General features: G+C 72.7%; 23 protein-coding genes. 8 read left to right on the top strand and 15 right to left on the bottom strand.

Features of this window, described 5'->3' with window-relative positions; translation table 11 throughout:
* Positions 1-1131 carry an acyl-CoA dehydrogenase family protein gene (locus HB370_RS21495; RefSeq protein WP_030790732.1) on the top strand — a complete coding sequence of 377 codons (1131 nt, stop codon included), beginning with the start codon at positions 1-3 and terminating at the stop codon, positions 1129-1131.
* A gap of 163 nt (positions 1132-1294) precedes the next feature.
* Here HB370_RS21495 and HB370_RS21490 read toward each other — a convergent pair whose 3' ends face one another.
* The 5 genes from HB370_RS21490 to HB370_RS42000 all read right to left on the bottom strand — a co-directional run bounded on the left by HB370_RS21490 (position 1295) and on the right by HB370_RS42000 (position 4274).
* Positions 1295-1738 carry a hypothetical protein gene (locus HB370_RS21490; protein ID WP_030790728.1) on the bottom strand — a complete coding sequence of 148 codons (444 nt, stop codon included), beginning with the start codon at positions 1736-1738 and terminating at the stop codon, positions 1295-1297.
* A 160-nt stretch (positions 1739-1898) separates the two neighbouring features.
* The gene (locus tag HB370_RS21485; RefSeq protein ID WP_157855642.1) at positions 1899-2594 is read right to left on the bottom strand and encodes a hypothetical protein; all 696 of its coding nucleotides are present in this window, start codon (positions 2592-2594) and stop codon (positions 1899-1901) included.
* Between the two features lie 145 nt (positions 2595-2739).
* Positions 2740-3219 (bottom strand): DUF6114 domain-containing protein, encoded by a 480-nt coding sequence (locus HB370_RS21480; RefSeq protein ID WP_244406040.1) that lies wholly within the window; start codon positions 3217-3219, stop codon positions 2740-2742.
* A 90-nt stretch (positions 3220-3309) separates the two neighbouring features.
* A complete protein-coding gene (locus HB370_RS21475) occupies positions 3310-3933 on the bottom strand; it encodes a DUF6230 family protein (protein WP_030790720.1) in 624 nt (207 codons plus the stop codon).
* A 53-nt stretch (positions 3934-3986) separates the two neighbouring features.
* Positions 3987-4274: a hypothetical protein gene (locus HB370_RS42000; RefSeq protein ID WP_244406039.1), complete on the bottom strand. Its 288-nt coding sequence runs from the start codon at positions 4272-4274 to the stop codon at positions 3987-3989.
* Here HB370_RS42000 and HB370_RS41995 point away from each other — a divergent pair.
* Positions 4192-4413 (top strand): hypothetical protein, encoded by a 222-nt coding sequence (locus tag HB370_RS41995; protein ID WP_244406091.1) that lies wholly within the window; start codon positions 4192-4194, stop codon positions 4411-4413. The two genes, HB370_RS42000 and HB370_RS41995, sit on opposite strands and share 83 nt — an antisense overlap.
* On the opposite strand, the gene HB370_RS41990 is transcribed toward HB370_RS41995, so the two are convergent.
* From HB370_RS41990 to HB370_RS21460, 3 genes are all read right to left on the bottom strand, one after another.
* Positions 4403-4537, bottom strand: coding sequence for an alkyl sulfatase C-terminal domain-containing protein (locus HB370_RS41990; protein WP_342450996.1), 135 nt, complete (start codon positions 4535-4537; stop codon positions 4403-4405). The genes HB370_RS41995 and HB370_RS41990 overlap by 11 nt on opposite strands.
* Before the next feature lie 61 nt (positions 4538-4598).
* Positions 4599-4784, bottom strand: a complete 186-nt coding sequence (locus tag HB370_RS41985; RefSeq protein WP_244406090.1) for a hypothetical protein — start codon at positions 4782-4784, stop codon at positions 4599-4601.
* A gap of 214 nt (positions 4785-4998) precedes the next feature.
* The gene (locus tag HB370_RS21460; protein ID WP_030790715.1) at positions 4999-7656 is read right to left on the bottom strand and encodes an RICIN domain-containing protein; all 2658 of its coding nucleotides are present in this window, start codon (positions 7654-7656) and stop codon (positions 4999-5001) included.
* Positions 7657-7913: 257 nt separating this feature from the next.
* On the opposite strand from HB370_RS21460, the gene HB370_RS21455 reads away from it, so the two are divergent.
* Together HB370_RS21455 and HB370_RS21450 are read left to right on the top strand one after the other, a co-directional pair.
* Positions 7914-8267, top strand: a complete 354-nt coding sequence (locus HB370_RS21455) for a hypothetical protein (RefSeq protein ID WP_030790712.1) — start codon at positions 7914-7916, stop codon at positions 8265-8267.
* Positions 8268-8448: 181 nt separating this feature from the next.
* The gene (locus HB370_RS21450; protein WP_030790709.1) at positions 8449-9294 is read left to right on the top strand and encodes an RNA polymerase sigma factor SigF; all 846 of its coding nucleotides are present in this window, start codon (positions 8449-8451) and stop codon (positions 9292-9294) included.
* Between the two features lie 36 nt (positions 9295-9330).
* Here the strand turns inward: HB370_RS21450 and HB370_RS21445 are convergent, their stop codons facing one another.
* Entirely contained in the window at positions 9331-9498 is a 168-nt protein-coding gene (locus tag HB370_RS21445) for a hypothetical protein (protein ID WP_157855640.1), read from the bottom strand.
* A gap of 144 nt (positions 9499-9642) precedes the next feature.
* On the opposite strand from HB370_RS21445, the gene HB370_RS21440 reads away from it, so the two are divergent.
* Entirely contained in the window at positions 9643-10146 is a 504-nt protein-coding gene (locus HB370_RS21440) for a MarR family transcriptional regulator (RefSeq protein WP_030790706.1), read from the top strand.
* Positions 10147-10284: 138 nt separating this feature from the next.
* Here the strand turns inward: HB370_RS21440 and HB370_RS21435 are convergent, their stop codons facing one another.
* The 4 genes from HB370_RS21435 to HB370_RS21420 all read right to left on the bottom strand — a co-directional run bounded on the left by HB370_RS21435 (position 10285) and on the right by HB370_RS21420 (position 13415).
* Positions 10285-10731, bottom strand: a complete 447-nt coding sequence (locus HB370_RS21435; RefSeq protein ID WP_030790703.1) for an anti-sigma regulatory factor — start codon at positions 10729-10731, stop codon at positions 10285-10287.
* Complete coding sequence (locus HB370_RS21430; protein ID WP_078637750.1) at positions 10731-11219, bottom strand: hypothetical protein; 489 nt, start codon at positions 11217-11219, stop codon at positions 10731-10733. Before HB370_RS21430 ends, HB370_RS21435 begins: the two co-directional genes overlap by 1 nt.
* Positions 11216-12106: an STAS domain-containing protein gene (locus HB370_RS21425; protein WP_167513010.1), complete on the bottom strand. Its 891-nt coding sequence runs from the start codon at positions 12104-12106 to the stop codon at positions 11216-11218. The genes HB370_RS21430 and HB370_RS21425 overlap by 4 nt, the downstream gene beginning before the upstream one ends.
* A 136-nt stretch (positions 12107-12242) precedes the next feature.
* On the bottom strand, positions 12243-13415 hold the full coding sequence (locus HB370_RS21420) for a PP2C family protein-serine/threonine phosphatase (protein WP_030790697.1): 1173 nt from the start codon (positions 13413-13415) through the stop codon (positions 12243-12245).
* Positions 13416-13616: 201 nt separating this feature from the next.
* Here HB370_RS21420 and HB370_RS21415 point away from each other — a divergent pair, with 201 nt between their 5' ends.
* Positions 13617-14051 carry a MarR family transcriptional regulator gene (locus tag HB370_RS21415; protein ID WP_030790695.1) on the top strand — a complete coding sequence of 145 codons (435 nt, stop codon included), beginning with the start codon at positions 13617-13619 and terminating at the stop codon, positions 14049-14051.
* A gap of 319 nt (positions 14052-14370) precedes the next feature.
* Here HB370_RS21415 and HB370_RS21410 read toward each other — a convergent pair whose 3' ends face one another.
* Positions 14371-14583 carry a hypothetical protein gene (locus HB370_RS21410; protein WP_030790692.1) on the bottom strand — a complete coding sequence of 71 codons (213 nt, stop codon included), beginning with the start codon at positions 14581-14583 and terminating at the stop codon, positions 14371-14373.
* A 140-nt stretch (positions 14584-14723) separates the two neighbouring features.
* Positions 14724-15350 (bottom strand): DUF308 domain-containing protein, encoded by a 627-nt coding sequence (locus HB370_RS21405; protein WP_244405592.1) that lies wholly within the window; start codon positions 15348-15350, stop codon positions 14724-14726.
* Between the two features lie 433 nt (positions 15351-15783).
* Between HB370_RS21405 and HB370_RS21400 the strand changes: the two genes are divergently transcribed.
* Complete coding sequence (locus HB370_RS21400; RefSeq protein WP_030790686.1) at positions 15784-15987, top strand: cold-shock protein; 204 nt, start codon at positions 15784-15786, stop codon at positions 15985-15987.
* A gap of 179 nt (positions 15988-16166) precedes the next feature.
* On the top strand, positions 16167-17666 hold the full coding sequence (locus HB370_RS21395) for a DEAD/DEAH box helicase (RefSeq protein ID WP_030790683.1): 1500 nt from the start codon (positions 16167-16169) through the stop codon (positions 17664-17666).
* The last annotated feature ends 49 nt before the right edge of the window (positions 17667-17715 follow it).

Raw genomic sequence — 17715 nt, 5'->3', positions numbered from 1 at the left:
ATGACCACCATCGAACTGCCGACCCGGGCCGGGACGGACCTCACCGCCGCATCGGTCCTGGCCCGGGTACGGGCGTACGCCGCGGGCCTCCCGGCGAGCGCGCCGGAGATCGAGCGCACGGGCCGGATACCCGGTGACGTCCTCGACGGCCTGAAGGCCACCGGGCTGCTGCGTGCCGCCCTGCCGCCGGCCCTGGGCGGTGTCGAGATGACCGTGCCGGAACTCACGAGGGCGGTCGATCTGCTGGCGGAGGGGGACGCCTCGGTCGCCTGGTGCGCGGCCGTCGCGCTGAACGCCGCGCTGGCCCGGGTCTCGCTGCCCGCGGAGGTGTGCGCCGAGCTGTTCCCGGATCCGGATCTGATCACCGCGACGGTGCTGCCGCCGACGGGGCGGGCGATCCGGCAGGACGGCGGCTACCTCCTGTCGGGCCGCTGGACCCACGCCAGCGGGATCACCCACGCCGACCGGGTGATGGCCGGGTTCCAGACCCCGGACGGCACCCCGGCGATCGCCGTCTTCGACGCCGCGCACACCCGGGTGCTCGACACCTGGCACACCACCGGGCTGCGCGGCACCGGCTCCCACGACTTCGAGGTCGCCGACCTGTTCGTCCCGGAACGGCACACCTTCCGTCTCGTACCGTCCGGTACCCGGCAGGAGCCACTCCATCTGCGCGCCGACAACCTCGCCCTCAAGATGGCGGGCGTGCCGCTGGGCACCGGCAGGGCCGCGCTGAAGGCGGCCAGGGAGATCCTGGCCGCCCGGCGTACGGCGCTGCCCTGGCCGGGCGTCCCCGCCGACCTCGCGCACGCCGAGTCGCTGATCGGTGCGGCGGACGCCTATGTGTACTCCACGCTGGAGAAGGCGTGGGCCGCACAGGCGGCGGGCCTGACGCCCGAACGCGGCACGGCCGCACTGGCCCGCCATTTCGCGCACCGCGCCTGCCGGGAGGCGGCCCAGCTGCTGTACGACGCCGTGGGGACGGCCGCGGTCTACACCGAGCGCACCCCGCTCGACCGGTGCCTGCGCGACCTCATCACCGCGAGCCGCCATATCGCGTCCTCGGAGAAGATCCTCGACGCCGTCGGCGACCTGCGACTCGGCGGCACCGCACCCTCCCCCTACCTCTGACCCACCGCCCGGCAACACACTCCGCCGTCCTCACGGCTGCCCCCGCCCGGCCGCGTGCCGGGCGTCCGGGCCGGGGAGCCGGTGGTGTGGGTCGGTCGCGCGGCTGATGGCCGTCGCGGCCAGGTGAGGACGGGCGCGGTGGCGGACCGGCGGGGCCGGCGTGTCATCGCCGGGCGGTCTCCGGCTGGTGGGAGGCGAGGGCCCAGATCACGAAGACGTCGATGGCCATGACGATGATCGACCACAGCGGCTGGTACGGCAGGAACAGGAACTGCGCGATCAGGCTCAGCGACGCCAGCGCGATGCCGACGGCGCGGGCCCAAGCGGCGCGGGAGAGGATGCCCCCGCCCGCGACGGCCGCGATGACGCCGAGGATCAGCAGGATCCAGCCCCAGCCGGTGAGGTTGACCTTGTAGACGTAGTCGCCGACGCGGGCGTAGACGTCGTCCTTGGCGATCGCGGAGATGCCCTGGAAGATCGCCAGAATGCCGTTGAGGAGCAGCAGGACGCCGGCGAAGGTGGCGCCGCCGGCGGCCAGGGCGCTGTGTCCGGTGGGGGGCGGGGTGTGACCGCCGGACGGCGTTCCCGGGTGAGGCTGTGCGGTCATGGTCGCACTCCGTTCTCCCGTGGCGGGCCACGTCCGGGCGGCCCGCCTCACGTGCTTCGACCTTCCGCTCCACAGCGGCTTCCGGCCACGAGGGCTGAGCCGTTCGGGTGAGGCGTTCGGGTGAGGTGGGCTCGTACCGGCAGGGAGCCGTCGGGGGGATCTACGAATCCAGGCGCAGCCCCGTGAGGGCCAGGTTGCCCCCGTACTGGGCGAGGGGGGAGACCGTGGCGTCGGTGAAGGTGATCGTGTGTGCGGGGCCGGCGGGGGTCAGCCAGGCGGGCACGGCGTCCGGAGTGAGGGTGACGGGCCGGTTCCCCGGGAGCGGTGTGCCGTCGAGGGCCGTGACCGTGCCGGACAACGCGCTGACGTAGAGGGTCACCGCGCCCTTGCCGCCGTCCCCCTTGAGCGTCGATGTGGTCGTGGGTCCGGTCCGCAGCCGCATCGCCGTGTCTCCTTTCCCCGCCGTGAGGCCGAGGCCGAGGGCCTCCAGCGACCGTACGGTGAACTTCAGTGCCCGCCGGGCTCCGGCCGCGGTGGGCACGGTGACCGTGCCGTGGAAGGTGACGGCGCGCAGGACGAGCCGGTCGGCGTGCAGGGTCCAGGGGGTGCGCGCGGGCCGCGCCGGGGGGCGGTCGAGCGGTGCGGCGGAGCTCTTGGGCGGGGGTGTCGTGGTTGGTCGTGGGCCTTTCCGGGGCGCCCGGGTGGTGGGTGCGGGTGTCGCCGCGGGGCCGGAGGCCGTCGGCGTGGGGCTGGTGGAGTGGTGCGGGGTGGTGCCGGGAGACGGCACACCGGACTGGGGTGTCGATGCGGTGTGCGCGGGGGTCGGTGACGCGCTCTCGTCCGACGTGGGGCTCACTGTGGCACCGGGAACGGGGGACGGGCTCGTCGTCCAAGGGGTGGGGAAGTGCAGGGCCAGGGGGAGGGTGACCGCGGCCAGTGCGCACAGGGCCGGTTGGGACGTGCGGGTACGTGGTCGCGTCCCGGTGGGGGGCGTGGAGTGGTCAGTCGCCACGTCGGCTGTCTCCGGTGGGAAGGGGTACGGATCCGGCGGTGGTCGGTGCCGGGGATGGTGCTGGTGGTTCGGTGGGGTCGGGCGGTGCCCAGGAGCAGGCCAGGCAGCCGCCGACCAGGCCCGCGGCCAGGCCGAGGAAGAGACCGCCGAGGTTCGCGACGGGAAAGGAGACGAGGGCGAGCAGGAGGGTGGCGAGCCCGGCGAACACCCGTTGACGGGGGCGGTACCAGAGGGCGAGGCCCAGGGCGATGAGCAGGACGCCGATGATCAGGGAGCCGCTGCCGGAGGTGGTGGCGAGGGCCAGGGGCACCCCGTCCATGTCCAGGTTCGCGTAGGGCCAGTACAGGATGGGCACGCCGGCCGCCATGGTGAACAGGCCCGCCCAGAAGGGGCGTTCGCCTCGCCAGGCGCCGAATCCGTGCCGGGCGCCGGCGGCTTCGCCGCGCGGCAGGAGTGGTCTGCCGGGGATGAGGTTGAGCACGTGCCGTCCTGATCAGCGGTGTGGCGTACGACGGGGATCGCGGAGGGGGGGCGGGGCCGTGGGCCTTCTTGCCGGTGGTCAGCCGCAGTCGTGGTGGCCTTCTTCGATCCGTACGCGCATCCCGGGGACGTTGAAGGTTCCGGCGGAGACGGCGGCCGCGGTGACCCGCACGTCGGTCATACGGACCGATTCGGCCTGCTGTCCGAAGCCACTGGGGTCGAAGAAGCGCGAACTCCTGTCGTCCGGGTTGATCGGACCCTTGCTGATCTCGCCCTGTGCGATGCCGATGTCGAGGTCCTCGAAGTCCGCCTGGCCCGCGGCTTCGAAGGTCGCGTCGAGGAACATGTGCGACGCCTCGACCGGGCGTTCCTGCCCGCCGGTGAGTTTCAGCGTGTACGTGCCCAGTCCCGGGATGTCGATCGGCACGGACTGGCACAGCCGGTCGATCGTCACGTGCCGGGCCCCGGTGACCAGCACGGGTACGTGCTCGCCGTCCTTGGAGACGTCCACCATGCCGTACATGCCGATCCCGCGGGCGGTCAGGGTGTCCGCGGTGATGTGGAACCGCTGGCCGGAGACCAGGAACGAGGCGGCCAGGGCGCCCTGCGCCATGGCGATGCCGAGGGCCGCGCTGATGGCGACGCTGGGGACCATGAGCACCGCGAAGCGCCGCCAACGGGTCCGGCCGGCGTGATGCGACATCCCGTCTCCTTGGATCGTGGAAGGACCAGCCCATAAACGAACAAGACGGATATTCAGTGCGGTCCGGTGACGGATTCTAGGCTTCCGGTCATGGTGACCGGCCGCACATCCGCGCCGCCGTACGGGTGGTGCCCGCCCTGCCGGGTCCTGCGGATGGCGGACGGAACCGGGCTCCCGGGTTGCGGGATCCCCCGGTCTCGGTCATGCCGACGGGCGGGGTGGCGCCTGGAAGTGGTGACCATGAGGACCGTACGGGCGGTGAGCGAGCCGACGATCGCGGGGACGCTGCCCGCGTACAGGCCCGCGACCGGGTCGAACCCGGCGATGGACGCGTACGCCATGCCCTCCGGGATCGAGAACAGCCCCGTGACCAGCCCCGCGCCCACGTCCGACGGCTTCGGCTTTCCCGGGGCGGGGAGCAGTCGCCGCCTGGGCGTCCGGCCCTTCACCTCGTCGGCCCGTCCCCGGCTCAGGGCGTGACGATGGCGAAGTCCGGGCCGGGGGCGGCGAGATGGCCGAGCAGGTCGGTCAGCCGGCCGATGTCCCCGGTGACCGTGACGCTGTCCCGGGCCGCCAGTTCCTCCGGGGTGAGGGTGCCGAGCAGGACGGCCCGCAGGTCGCTCTCGGTGAGGGTGATCTCCGTGTCCGGTGCGGCCGCGTCCGGGCTAGTACCCCCTGACGTGGGTGAGGACGCCGTTGCGCAGCCGCTGCGTGACCGGCTCGCCGCCGGCCGGGTTCCAGCGCACGGTGACGTCCGCGTCCCAGCTGCGCGGGCCGTCGACCCGGAGCCGGCTCTGCCGCCACAGGCTCGGCGTTGGCCTCCGCGACCCGGCGCTCGGCGGGCTTGGCATCGGCGGTCTGCGTCATGTCGGTCCCCTCGCGGACGACACGAGCGGCCGCGGCCGTAACCACCCTCACGCGGCCTGTACGTCCACACGACCGCACGTACTCCACTCGGGGGAGCCCCGAGCTGAGCCCGCCAGGCCGGCGGTGACGGCCTGGCGGGCGGTTGGGGGGTCAGCTCCTTGCGCGGGCCCTCGGGGGCACGTCCGCGCCCCGGCCACCTCAGGGACGGGCCGGGTCGCCGTACTGGAGGCCGCGGCCGTTGGTGCCGATGTAGACACGGCCGAAGGTGTCGGGGTCGCCGGTGATGACACCGACGGAGCCGATGCCGCCCCACTGGTGGGCGTCGTCGTTGACGCGGAGCCAGGTGGCGCCCTTGTCGGTGGAGCGGAAGACGCCGGTGACGTTCTTGACGGTGCCGATCAGGTACAGGGCCTGATAGGAGGCACCGGGTGCGGGCTTGCCGAAGCCGAGGGCCGAGGCGGACCTCACCGTGGTGAGCGTGGTGAAGGTGCGGCCGCCGTCGGTGGAGTGCAGCAGCCCCTTGGCACCGCCGGCGATCCACAGGTCTCCGGCGGCACCGGGGACGGCCGTGAGGCGGCCGTCGGGCAGGCCGGTGGCGCGGGCGGTGAAGGTCGCGCCGCCGTCGGTGGCGGCGTAGAGGGTGCCACCGGACAGCGAGTAGAACGTCCTGGCCGAGGAGCGGTCGGCGACGACGACGGCGCCGGCCCCGAGGCCGCCGACCTTCTGCCAGCTCGCGCCCTTGTCGGTCGAGCGGTACGGGGCCTGGCCCTCCTCGGTCCATACGATGGCGGAGCCGTCCGCCGCCACCGCGACATGGCCGTCCTGGGCACCGGGCACCGGCTCCGCCCGGAAGCCGGTCCAGGTGCCGCCGCCGTCGGTGGAGTAGGCGCCGTCCTGCGCGCCGCCCCGGCCGACACGGACCATCATCGTGGGCTTGGCCTGCGCGAAGTCGATGTCGGTGCTGTTGGTCATCATGGGGTTCTTCAGCCGCCCGGCGGGCACCTTGGTCAGCGAGCCGTGACGGAACCCGCCCTGGTCGCCCATGGCGGTGACGACGGTGGCGCCGCCGGGCGGGGCCACCGCGTCCATCAGCGAGGTCTCCTCCAGCCCCCGGGCCCCCGCGGTCCAGTGGCTCGTACCGCCGCTGTCGGTGGCGGTGGCGTCCTCGCTGCGCCAGATGCCGTTGCCGGTGCCGTACAGCACGTGCCCCGAGTCGAAGGGGTCGATGGCCAGGGCGGTCATCCAGTGCCCGGTGTGGGTGCCGACGTAAGGCGCGGACGATGCGTTGCGCACCGACTTGCCCGCCAGTGCCTTCCATGTGGTGCCGCCGTCGGTGCTGCGGTAGATCTCGTCCTCGGGCCACCAGCGGCCGAGGGTGGTGACCATCACCGTGGACGGCTTGCGCGGGTCGACGGCCAGACCGGAGAACCCGTAGGAGCCGGTGGACGGGGAGACGTTCTTCCAGCCCCCGCCCGCCGGGCGGTACTTCCACACCGAACCCCCCGTCACACCGTTGGGTCCGAGGTTGTCGGTGTACGTCAGGTACAGCGAGCCGTCACCGGAGAGCACGCCGTGCTGCGGCAGCCGGCCGGTGGGCTGCCCGGGGACGGCCTGCCAGGTGCCGCCGCCGTCGGTGGAGCGGTACAGGGAGGTGGACCTGTCGGCGACACCGACGTACACCGTCCCGCTGCCGGCCGGGCCGTACGTCACGAAGGAGATGCCCGCGCCGCTGCCCGCCCCGTCCTTGACCGGGAACGAGGAGACCTGCCGCCAGGTCACGCCGTGGTCGGTGCTGCGCCACAGGCCGTTCCTGCGGGTGCCCAGCAGCAGGGTGGCGGGGTCCGCGGGGTCGATCGCGAGCCGCTCGCCCGCCCCTCGGCCGTCCTCGTTGCCGCCCAGCTTGAACGGCAGAGCGGTGCGCCGGAAGGTGCGGCCCCGGTCGGTGGAGCGCAGGAGCGCGCCGTTGCCCGCCCACTCGTTGGTGTAGGTGCCCGCCGCGAGGTAGAGCCGCCCGGGGTCGACGGGGTCGGTGGCCACCGAGTCGATGCCCAGCAGGTTCCAGTCCTTCTCGCCGAGCCAGTCGGTCAGCGGGATCCACTGCTCGGCGCCGGTGTCCCAGCGGTAGGCGCCGCCCATGTCGGTGCGCGCGTACAACAGGCCCTTCTCCCGCGGGTTGAACACCAGGCCGGTGACGTAACCGCCGCCCACCACCTCGGCGTTCCGCCACACATACGGTCCGGCCGCCGCCGTGGTCCGCGCGCCGCCGGCCCCCGTCGTCCCCGTCCCGGCCGTCTTCACCAGCTTCCACTGCCGGCCGGCGCCGTCCCGGCCCCGGTGCTGGACGATTTCCGCGCCGTCGGCCCTGGAGCCCCCGGCGACGTCCAGGACCTGCCCGCTCCGGCGGGAGGTGAAGGTGACGGCGCCGGAGCCGCCCGCCTCCTCGATCTTCCACTCCTGCGCCTTGGAGGAGCTGTCGGTCTGCTGCTCGGCGACGGCGCCCTCGGCGGTCGAACCGCCCGCTATGCCCAGCACCTTGCCGCTGTTGCGGTTCACCAGCTCGTAGTAGCCGTCCCCGGTGGGCTTCAGCCTCCACTGCTGGTTGGCGGTGTTCTGGTCGGCCCACTGCCGGATACGGGTGCCGTCGGCGGTGGAGAAGCCGTCGACGTCCATCACCTTGCCGCTCCGCACGGACACCAGCCGGTAGTAGGCACCGCTGTCGACCGTCGCGGCCTGCGAGTCCTCCTGCGTGAACAGGAGGTACGGCACGAGGACGGCGGGCACACCGAGCAGCAGACCGGTGGCGGTCCAGCCACGGCGGTGGCGCCCGCGACGCCGGCCGTGCGTGGGGTTGTTCATGGGGGGTGTTCTCCTTGCGTGCCGTTCACCTGCGAAACACGGAACCCTGGCCGGGGGGGGACCGGCCGGGCTCCGCCTTCAGGTGGTCACAGGCGCCGCAAAGGTTGCCGCGAGCCGGAGACCGTCGGGGCGATGGGTCAACATCCGTACCGGTGCGGAGCTTGAGGCAGCCCCGTTCGAGGGACAAAGCGGCTGACCCGCCTTTTCCTGGGCATCGCTGGGACTGACCGTTCCGGTTACCCCACAGAAGGAAACCCGTGTCTCTTCGTTCCGTCACGGCGGCCGTCGGTGCCGCCTGCAGTGCCCTCGTCCTGCTGCTGACCGCCCCGGGCTCGGCCTCCGCCGCGACCGGCCAGTTCCGCTACACCTACACCACCGACGAGGGATACGAAGCCGTCGGCTTCCTGAACAACCCCGCCAGCGGCAAGTGCGTCACCCTGCCCACGCCCGCCGCCGGACCCGGCGCGGTGTCGCGGGCGCCGAAGAACCTCACGAACTCCACCGCCACCGTCTTCCTTGACGCCGACTGCGAAGGCGACACCTACTACACCCTGCGTCCCGGCGGAGGTGCGTCCGATCGTCTGCTGCTGCGCTCCGTCGTCTTCTCCTGACCAGCCCCTCCACCGGTGATCACCGGCCGGCCGGTCGCGTGTCCGGACCGCGGTGACCGCCGCGTCCGGCCGTCCGGTGGTGATTTGGAACATGGGTGACATGAGGTGGTTGTTAGCGGGTAGGCGCGCTGCTGAGGGCCGGCCCACCGGGGGCGGGCGTGGATGGCAGGGAGGGCCTGGGATGACGACGGCACTCGTCGGGACGGCGACCGACTCCGGTACGGAGCTGCCCGAGATCGCGGATCCGCAGAAGATCGCACCCCAGGACGCCCGTGAGCTGACCAAGACGTTCCTGGACCGGCTCGCCGTGCTCGAGGAGGGCACGCCCGAGTACCAGTACGCGCGCAACACGCTCATCGAGATGAACATGTCGCTGGTGCGCTTCGCCGCCCGCCGGTTCCGCAACAGCGGCCAGGACATGGAGGACGTCGTCCAGGTCGGCACGATCGGCCTGATCAAGGCGATCGACCGGTTCGAGATCTCCCGTGAGGTGCAGTTCACCAGCTTCGCGGTGCCGTACATCGTCGGTGAGATCAAGCGGTTCTTCCGGGACACCTCCTGGTCCGTCCACGTGCCGCGGAGACTGCAGGAGGCCCGTACCGAACTCGCCAAGGCGAGCGAGGAGCTGCGCAGCCGGCTGGGGCGGGCGCCCAAGGTCTCGGAGCTGGCCGCCCTGATGAACCTCACGGAGGAGGAGGTCGTCGAGGTCCAGATCGCGGCGAACGGCTACAACTCCGCCTCCCTGGACGCCGCGATCACCGGCGACTCCGAGGAGGGCGAGGCGGCCCTCTCCGAGTTCATCGGCGAGGAGGACACCGCGCTGGAACTCGTCGAGGACTTCCACGCCCTCGCCCCGCTCGTCGCCGGGCTGGACGAGCGGGAGCGGAGGATCCTGCACCTGAGGTTCGTGGAGGAGCGGACCCAGGCGGAGATCGGCAAGGAACTGGGCGTCTCGCAGATGCACGTCTCCCGGCTCATCTCCCGCATCGTGGCGCGACTGCGCTCGGGGATGCTCGCCACCGGGTGAGCCTGCCTCGCCTCCGCGTCGGCCGGCGTACCACCGTCAGGAACGACTCACGTCGATCTCCCGGATCGCGGCGATGAACTGACCCCTGTCCGGCCGGGACTTGGCGCGTTCGAGGATCTGCCGGCCGTCGTACCCGCCGGTCCGCCGCCGCGCGCTCGCATCACGGCCGACCGCCGCATTCGCGTACCGCCGCTCCCTGGTCACGCTCCCCGCCCGTGGGAAACGGGCGGTTCTGCCCGAGTCCCCACGATGCCCCAGCGGAGGTGGTTGTACGGCGGCTCGCCGGGTACCGCCTGTGGATGAGGGTGGTATCGGTATGGGCAGGCCATTACTGAAAGCGATGTGTTCGTGACTCGTCTCGGCGGCATCGGGGACGACCGGCCGAACGGACCGGGGGACGATCTCCTGGCCGTCGCGCGGGAGATCGCCGATGCCGTGGACGCTCTGGCGAACCTGTGGGCGGTGGCCGCCCAGGGCGCGAGTCTGCGGTTGTCGCCGCACCAGTTGCGGGCCCTGCGGATCCTGGAGGCCGAGCCGGGGCTCAATCTCACCGCGCTGGCCGAGGGCATGGAGATAGGTCCGCCGACCGCCAGCCGGCTGTGCGACCGGCTGGAGGCGGCGGGCCTGCTGGAACGGTTGCTGCATCCGCACAGGCGGCGTGAGGTGCAGCTCGTCCTCACGGGGCGCGGCCGCCAGGTGCTGAGCGAGGTGGCCGAGCGCAGATCGCAGGCGCTCGCCGCGGTCCTCGCCGGCATGGACCCCGCCGCGCGGGAGGCGCTGAGCCGGGGCATGCGGGCCTTCCTGTCCGCTCGGGGCGGTACGGGCGCGCAGACCGACGGGCCGCTCCCCTGACCGTGGTGTCCTTGACCGATTCGGGGCCCGGTGGCCGTCAGAGCGGGGACCGCCGCGGAGTGGTTGTCCGACTCCGTGACGGCGCCGACGCCCCGGGTTGACCCTGGCCCCTGGGAACGGAGTTGTGCCGGACCACGCTCATGGCGTTCCCGTACGGGGCGACGGCACGCCGGAGACCCAGTCGGTGATGGTGACGGTGGTGCCCCGGCCGGGGTGGCTGTCAAGGGCGAATTCCTGGACGAGCCGTCTGGCGCCGCTCAGGCCCAGACCGAGGCCGTCGCCCGAGGTGTAGCCGTCGGTCATCGCCAGGTCGATGTCGCGGATGCCGGGGCCGGCGTCGACGAAGGACAGCCGCAGGCCGCGCCGGACGCCGCACTCCTCCAGCCTGATGATCTCCATGTGCCCGCCGCCGCCGTGGACGAGGGTGTTGCGGGCGAGTTCGCTGACGGCGGTCACCAGCTTCGTCTGTTGTACGAGACCGAATCCGAGGTCGGCCGCGATCCGGCGCACGTGCTGACGCACCTGGGCCAGATCCGCGTCCGAGCCGATGGGCAGGTGGGTGGCCGAGACGGGTGGGGCGTGCATCACGCACCCTCTTCCGGGTGAGCGGATGGGATGGCCGAGGGGCCGCGGTCCGGCAGGGACCGGGCGCTGACGGTGTCCGGTGCGGGGCGCGTCCCGGCCAGGACGGTACGGGTGGCCGGTGCGTCACCGGTGTCCGGGACGTTACGGGTGGCCGGCAGGCGCGCGGGACCGGCGGTCCCGGACAGGACACGGCCGGGCGGGGAGTCGGCGATCTCGGCCAGGACGCGACCGGGCATGAAATCGATGGTCTCGTCCGGGACGCGCCAGGGAAAGAGGCCGATGGTCCCGGCCAGGGCCCGATCGGGGAACGAGTCGACGCCCCCGGCCGGGACTCCGCCGGGGAAGGAGCCGGCGGCACGCCCGGCGTTGTCGTGCTGAAGGTGTTCGGCCGCCCCGTCGTACGGTTCCCCCCGCAAGGTGACCACCAGGGCCTTGCCCGGCACCGAGGCCGGCGCCGGACCCTGACGGACGGCGGACAGCCCCGTCACCGCGGGCCCGCTCCCGCGCGCGGAGGTGGGGAGACGACCATGCCCTGCCGGGTGAGCGCGTACGCCAGGGCGTCGGCGAGGCCGGCCCGGGTGATGATCGTCCCGAGGTCGATGCCGAGGTGGACGATGGTCTGCGCGATGGCCGGGCGGATGCCGGAGACGATGCACTCCGCGCCCATCAGCCGGGCCGCGGCGACCGTCTTCATCAGGTGCTGGGCCACGAACGTGTCGACGGTCGGCACGCCGGTGATGTCGAGGATGGCGTACCGGGCCCGCTGGTCCACGATCGCCTCCAGCAGCGACTCCATCACGACCTGGGTGCGGGCGCTGTCCAGGGTGCCGATCAGTGGTACGGCGACGACGCCCTCCCACAGTTTGATGACGGGGGTGGCCACCTCCAGCAGCTGCTGCCGCTGCCGGGCGATCAGTTCCCCGCCGGCGCCGACGGTGGTCTCCATGACCACCAGCCGGAGCGTGCCCATCAGGAGCGTCAGCGCGAGCGCGCACGCGTGCGTGCGTTCGTCGGCGGGGTCCTCGGAGTCGGCCCGCAGCAGTGCGACGGCCGGTTCGCGCAGCCCGGCCACCTCGCCCGCGATCCGGGACGCGCCGAGTCCCGCCCGGGAGCGGGCGGCGGCCATGCGGCCGAGCTGTTCCCTGACGGCGGCGAAGCCCGGGGCGCCGGTGTCCTCCAGCCGCCCGGTGCGGGCCACTTCGGCCAGGGCGTCCAGCACGGCTTTGCCCGCCTCGACCGCCTCGTCCCGGGAGACGGTGAAGACCGTGCGGAACAGCGCGGTGTCCGCCCACCGCTGGGCGATCTGCTCGCGGCGCCGTTCCAGGAAGGCGCCCAGCTCCCGCGCCACCTCGGGTGTCGTGTCGTACTGCGCCACTTCATCGTCTCCCTGCTGTGCGCGTCCCCGACCGGCCGACGGCGAGCCATCCGACAATTATTGCCACGCGGCAAGCATCAGGGGGAAGGTGTACGGAGGCCAACACGCGATCGTCACAATCGGGCGGGCCCGCCGCTCACGAACCGGCCGGCCTGCCGTGCCAGTCCAGGCACACGACCAGCGCGTCGTCATCGGGTACGGACTCGCCGCGGTGGCCGGTCAGCTCTCGCAGGATCGCGCGCGGCACCTCCGCGGCGGGCAGCAGCCGGGTGGACTGGATCGCCCGGGCCAGGGCCGCGTCCCCGTACGCCTCCCCCTTCGGGGAGGCCACGGCGTGCACTCCGTCGCTGGCGAAGACGAGCCGGTCACCGGGCCGCACCTGGAAGTCCTGGGCCACGTAGTCGGTCTCCTCGAACATGCCCAACGGCAGCTGCGCGTCGAAGGTGACGTGCTCCACGGTGCCGTCCCGCAGCCGCAGCAGCCGGGGCGAGCCCGCGTCGACGACACTGGCCCGGCCGGTGGCCAGGTCGAAGTCGAACATCAGCACGGACAGATAGCAGCGGCCCTGGTAGTGGGCGTAGACGGCCTGGTCCGCGAGCGCCGCCTGGTCGGCGATGGAGATGCCGGCGCGCCGGGCGTTGCGCAGCGCGTTGATGGCCAGGTTCGTCAGCAGCGACGCCTCTATGCCCTCGCCCATGCCGTTGGTGACGTACAGCATCAGGTGGTCGGCGGTGGCGGACCAGTCGAAGTTGTCGCCGAAAATGGCGTACGCCGGCTCCAGTTGGGCCCCCAGCTCGTACTCGGGGCGGGAGCAGGAGCGGCCGGGCAGCAGCTGCCACTGCATCTCGGCGGCCAGCGTGAGCCGGTCCTTGCGGCGCGCCTGGAGATACAGGTCGGTGTCGCGCTCCGCCACGATCACCTCGTGCGCCAGCACGTCGGCGAGGTCGGCCAGTTCCGCCTCGAAGCGGCGGACGGTCTCGCCGCCGGGCAGGGTCACGGACAGCACCCCGAGCCGGTCGCCGCGCACACTGACCGGCAGGTGCAGGCGTGCGCGCCCGTCGCGCCCGTCCTCGCAGTACGGCCGCTGGGAACCGAAGGCGCGGCCGGCCGGGCTGTTGTGCACCGACACCGGCTCCAGGGTGTGCGGCAGGACCGATACCGGCTGGAGCACGCTCAGGCCGTAGTCGGCCATGAACAGCTCGACGTCCTCCGCGCCGTACTGCTCCACCAGTACGGCACGGGTGGCGTCGAGCAACGCGTGGGGGGCCGCTGTACGCAGGGCGCGTTCAGCGGTCACAAATCTGTTCATGAGGGAGTATTCACCAATCTTTCGCCGGACAAGGTACGTGTCTCACCCACGAGGCCGGTCTTCCGCGCGGGCCGCTTCGGGCCGCTCGGGCCACCTGGGGCGGGCGCACGTGCCTAGTACGCTGAGAGGCGCCCCAGTGCCTGCGAGAGTGTGACCGTGACTGCCTTCCGCCGCCGTCCAGAGCCCGACGAGGTCGCGCGTGTGACCACCACGGCCGTCGAGCTGCTGGAAGTCGTGTGGGGCCGCGCGTCGACCGCGCCCACCTCCGCGTCCCAACTGCGCGTGCTGCACGTCCTGGAGCACCACGACGGCATCAACCTGCGTACGCTCGCCGAGTCCCTGGCGTCCACCCCGCCGTCCACCAGCAGGCTGTGCGACCGGCTCCAGGCCGCCGGTTTCGTCGAGCGGGTGGCGAGCCCGGAGGACAGGCGCGAGGTGCGGCTGCACCTCAGCGGCCGGGGGCGTGCCTTCCTCGCCGATCTGCGGTCCCGCAGGGAGGGGGAGTTGCGGAAGGTACTGGCGGATATGCCCGCGGCCAAGCGGATCGCGCTGCTGGAGGGGCTGGAAGCGTTCTGCGCCACGGCGGCCACACAGATACTCGACGACGCCCCGGACTCGGGCAGCCGGACCGCCTGACCCATCGTTCGCGGCACCGGTGCCACCGTTGCCTCTCGGCGACGGCGGCCGGCGCACGGAGCGACCTCCCTCCACCGGAGCATTCCAGGTCCTTCCCCGCGCACGTCCGACACGGTTACTTTGTTGCCTCACGGCTATTGTTGTCAAACGGCAACAGTGCGTCTGACAGCCCTTTCCACGACGCTGATACCCCGTGAGGGCCGGTTCTGCCGGTGGTTGTGCGCCATGTCTCCGAAAGAGGGGTACGACGCATGTCCGGAGCCATCGCGGGAAACCGCGAAACCCGCGATGCGGCCCGGTGTTCCGGTTCCTTCCCGTGTCAGGCCGCGTCGGCCGACCGCCGGGCGGTACGTGCCCGGGCGCCGGCCGCCTGCCCGCCTCCCCGGATCAGGCGCAGGTGCCGGGCGGCACCATGGCGGGCGGCGCCGTGACGTGGGGGCCGCGGCGGGCGCGTCAGCCAGTCCTCGACCCGGTCCATGCCGTACAGCAGCAGTCCCACGACCGGCAGCAACAGGCACGCGACGATGGCCATGCTCGGGCTCCTTCCCGGCAGACAGCCCTGGACGGGTGCCCACACGGGAGGCGGCTACGGGGCGCTCGTGTGAACATGCTGTGCCCTTGCCGCCGGGCCGGGGCCCCGAGGGGCCGGTGCCGGGCACGCGGGTACGCGGGTCAGACGCGACGGGCGTGATGGGCGTGCCGGGCGTGGGGGGCGCGGTGGGCCGGCCGTGCCGCGGGGTCCTCGCCGCGCAGCCGGTGGGCCGCCGACAGCACCAGCGCACCGGTGAGGAGGGCGTACCCGCCGATGACCTGGGCGACCACGGTCGTGCCGACGTCCGGCCGGGCCCACAGGAGCACACCGGCGACGACCGAGGCGGCGCCGGTCAGGAACAGCGCCCACTCGTGGCGCAGTTCGCGCCGGAAGCGGACCGCCGCCCAGATCTCCGCCACGCCGGTCGTCACGGCCCACGCGCCGATCAGCGTGCCGAGCGCGAGGGCGGTGACCCCGGGCCAGGCGATGGCGACCAGGCCGGCCGCGATGCCCAGGACGCCCCCGGCCGCGTGCGCCGCACGATGCGCCGCGTCCCCCTCCCGGCGGCAGGAGCCGGTCAGCAGGGCGAGGCCGTCCCCGAGCGCGTAGAGACCGAACAGCAGGGCCAGGGCCAGCGCGGTCACCCCCGGCCACACCAGCGCCACCACGCCGAACAGCAAGGCCACCGAGCCTCGCGCGACCAGCATCCCCATCAGTTGCCGTCGCAACACCCACACCCCTTCACGCTCGCCGGACAGGTCAGCCACGCGTACCCCGGTGCCGTCGGCGGACGCCGGCCGACCACTCGGCATCACCCGGAACGGTGTATGTGGGCTTCGTCTCCCTCACGGGCCCCGGCGGGCCCGACGGGGTTCCGGCCGCGGGTGACGGCAGGGGCCGCGCACGGGCCCGTCGCAGGAGGTCACAGCGCTGGGGGCGGAAGCGGCCGGGGGTAATACCGCGCCGCTGCGAACCAATATCTGTTCCGGCAACGTAAGAAATCGACGCGGCGCGCGACAAATATTCCCCCGGCCACGGGCGGGACGGAATTACGTACAGCCCATGACCTGCGCCGACGTGCTAGTGTCGTCATCAGTTGCAGGTGTGGTTGCCAGAAGGTTTTTCCGACGGTTGATCATCACGGCGACACGGAATACGCACAGGGCGTATTCCCGACACCGTCTCCGAAGGAGAAACAAAATGGCTACTGGCACCGTGAAGTGGTTCAACGCGGAAAAGGGCTTCGGCTTCATCGAGCAGGACGGCGGCGGCCCCGACGTCTTCGCCCACTACTCGAACATCGCCACCCAGGGCTTCCGCGAGCTGCTGGAAGGCCAGAAGGTGTCCTTCGACATCGCGCAGGGCCAGAAGGGCCCGACGGCCGAGAACATCATTCCCGCCTGACCCTCGGGACTGACGCGTACTTCACAGCTGGGGCCCGCACCTTGGGGTGCGGGCCCCGGCTCGCTTTATTACCAGGGTGATTCGACCCTGTCATTTTCGGCCCGTTCTCGCGATTCTCTGCGCCGCTCGTACTGCCGCGGAAATTCCTTGATACGCGCCCGCATCGAGGAAGGTTCCGCATGAACCGCACCCGTCCCACCCGCACCCGCACCACCGGTACCGGCCGTGGCTACGACCGCTTCGGCGGGAGTGGCAACGCCGGCCGCTCCGGCGGCCCGCGCCGCTCCGGCGGTCAGGGAAACCGGCGGCCCGCGCAGGGCGAGTTCGCACCGCCGAAGACGGTCACACCGGCGCTGCCCGCCGTCGAGGCGTTCGCCGATCTCGCCATGCCGGCGCCGCTGCTGGCCACGCTCGCCAAGGAAGGCGTGACCGTACCGTTCCCGATCCAGGCGGCGACCCTGCCGAACTCCCTGGCCGGCCGTGACGTGCTCGGTCGTGGCCGTACCGGCTCGGGCAAGACCCTCGCCTTCGGCCTCGCGGCACTGGCCCGTACGGCGGGCCGGCGGGCCGAGCCGCGCCGGCCGCTGGCGCTGGTCCTGGTCCCCACCCGGGAGCTGGCCCAGCAGGTCACCGACGCGCTCGCACCCTACGCCCGCTCCGTGAGCCTGCGGCTCGCCACCGTCGTCGGCGGGATGTCCATCGGCCGGCAGGCCGGTGCGCTGCGCACCGGCGCGGAAGTGGTCGTCGCGACGCCCGGCCGGCTCAAGGACCTCATCGACCGGGGCGACTGCCGGCTGGACGACGTCGCCGTGACCGTCCTCGACGAGGCCGACCAGATGACCGACATGGGCTTCATGCCCCAGGTCACCGCCCTGCTCGACCAGGTCCGCCCCGACGGCCAGCGGCTGCTGTTCTCGGCCACCCTGGACCGCAACGTCGATCTGCTCGTCCGCCGCTATCTGACCGACCCGGTGGTGCACTCCGTCGACCCGTCGGCCGGTGCCGTCACCACGATGGAGCACCACGTGCTCCACGTGCACGAGACGGACAAGCACCGCACCACCACCGAGATCGCGGCCCGCGACGGCCGGGTGATCATGTTCCTGGACACCAAGCACGCGGTGGACCGGCTGACCAAGCACCTGCTGAACAGCGGTGTCCGCGCCGCGGCCCTGCACGGCGGCCGCTCCCAGCCGCAGCGCACCCGGACCCTGGCCCAGTTCAAGGACGGTCACGTCACCGTGCTGGTGGCCACCAACGTCGCGGCCCGCGGCATCCACGTCGACAGCCTCGACCTGGTCGTCAACGTGGATCCGCCCAGCGACCACAAGGACTACCTGCACCGCGGCGGCCGTACGGCCCGCGCCGGCGAGTCCGGCAGCGTCGTCACCCTGGTGACCCCCGGCCAGCGCCGCGGCATGACCCGGCTGATGGCCTCGGCCGGCATCACCCCGCAGATCACCCCGGTCCGCTCGGGCGAGGCGGAGCTGACCCGCATCACCGGCGCCCAGGCCCCCTCCGGCGTCCCGGTGGTCATCACCGCGCCGGTCGTGGAACGCCCCCGCCGCACGTCGTCGCCGTCCCGGAACCGCAGGGGCGGCGGCGGCCAGGGCCGGCCCGCCGGCGCGGGAACGCGCCGCAGGGCACAGCGGCGTCCCGGCAACGAGTCGGCCGCCTAGCCCGGCACGCCCCGGAAGTCCTCTCGGTCTCCGGGGGCCACCAGGCCCC

Origin of the sequence: Streptomyces sp. DSM 40868, assembly GCF_011820545.1 — a bacterium.
GTDB classification, from domain to species: domain Bacteria; phylum Actinomycetota; class Actinomycetes; order Streptomycetales; family Streptomycetaceae; genus Streptomyces; species Streptomyces eurythermus.
The sequence above is the reverse complement of the archived record's forward strand: the minus strand, read 5'-3'. Positions and strand labels throughout refer to the sequence as shown.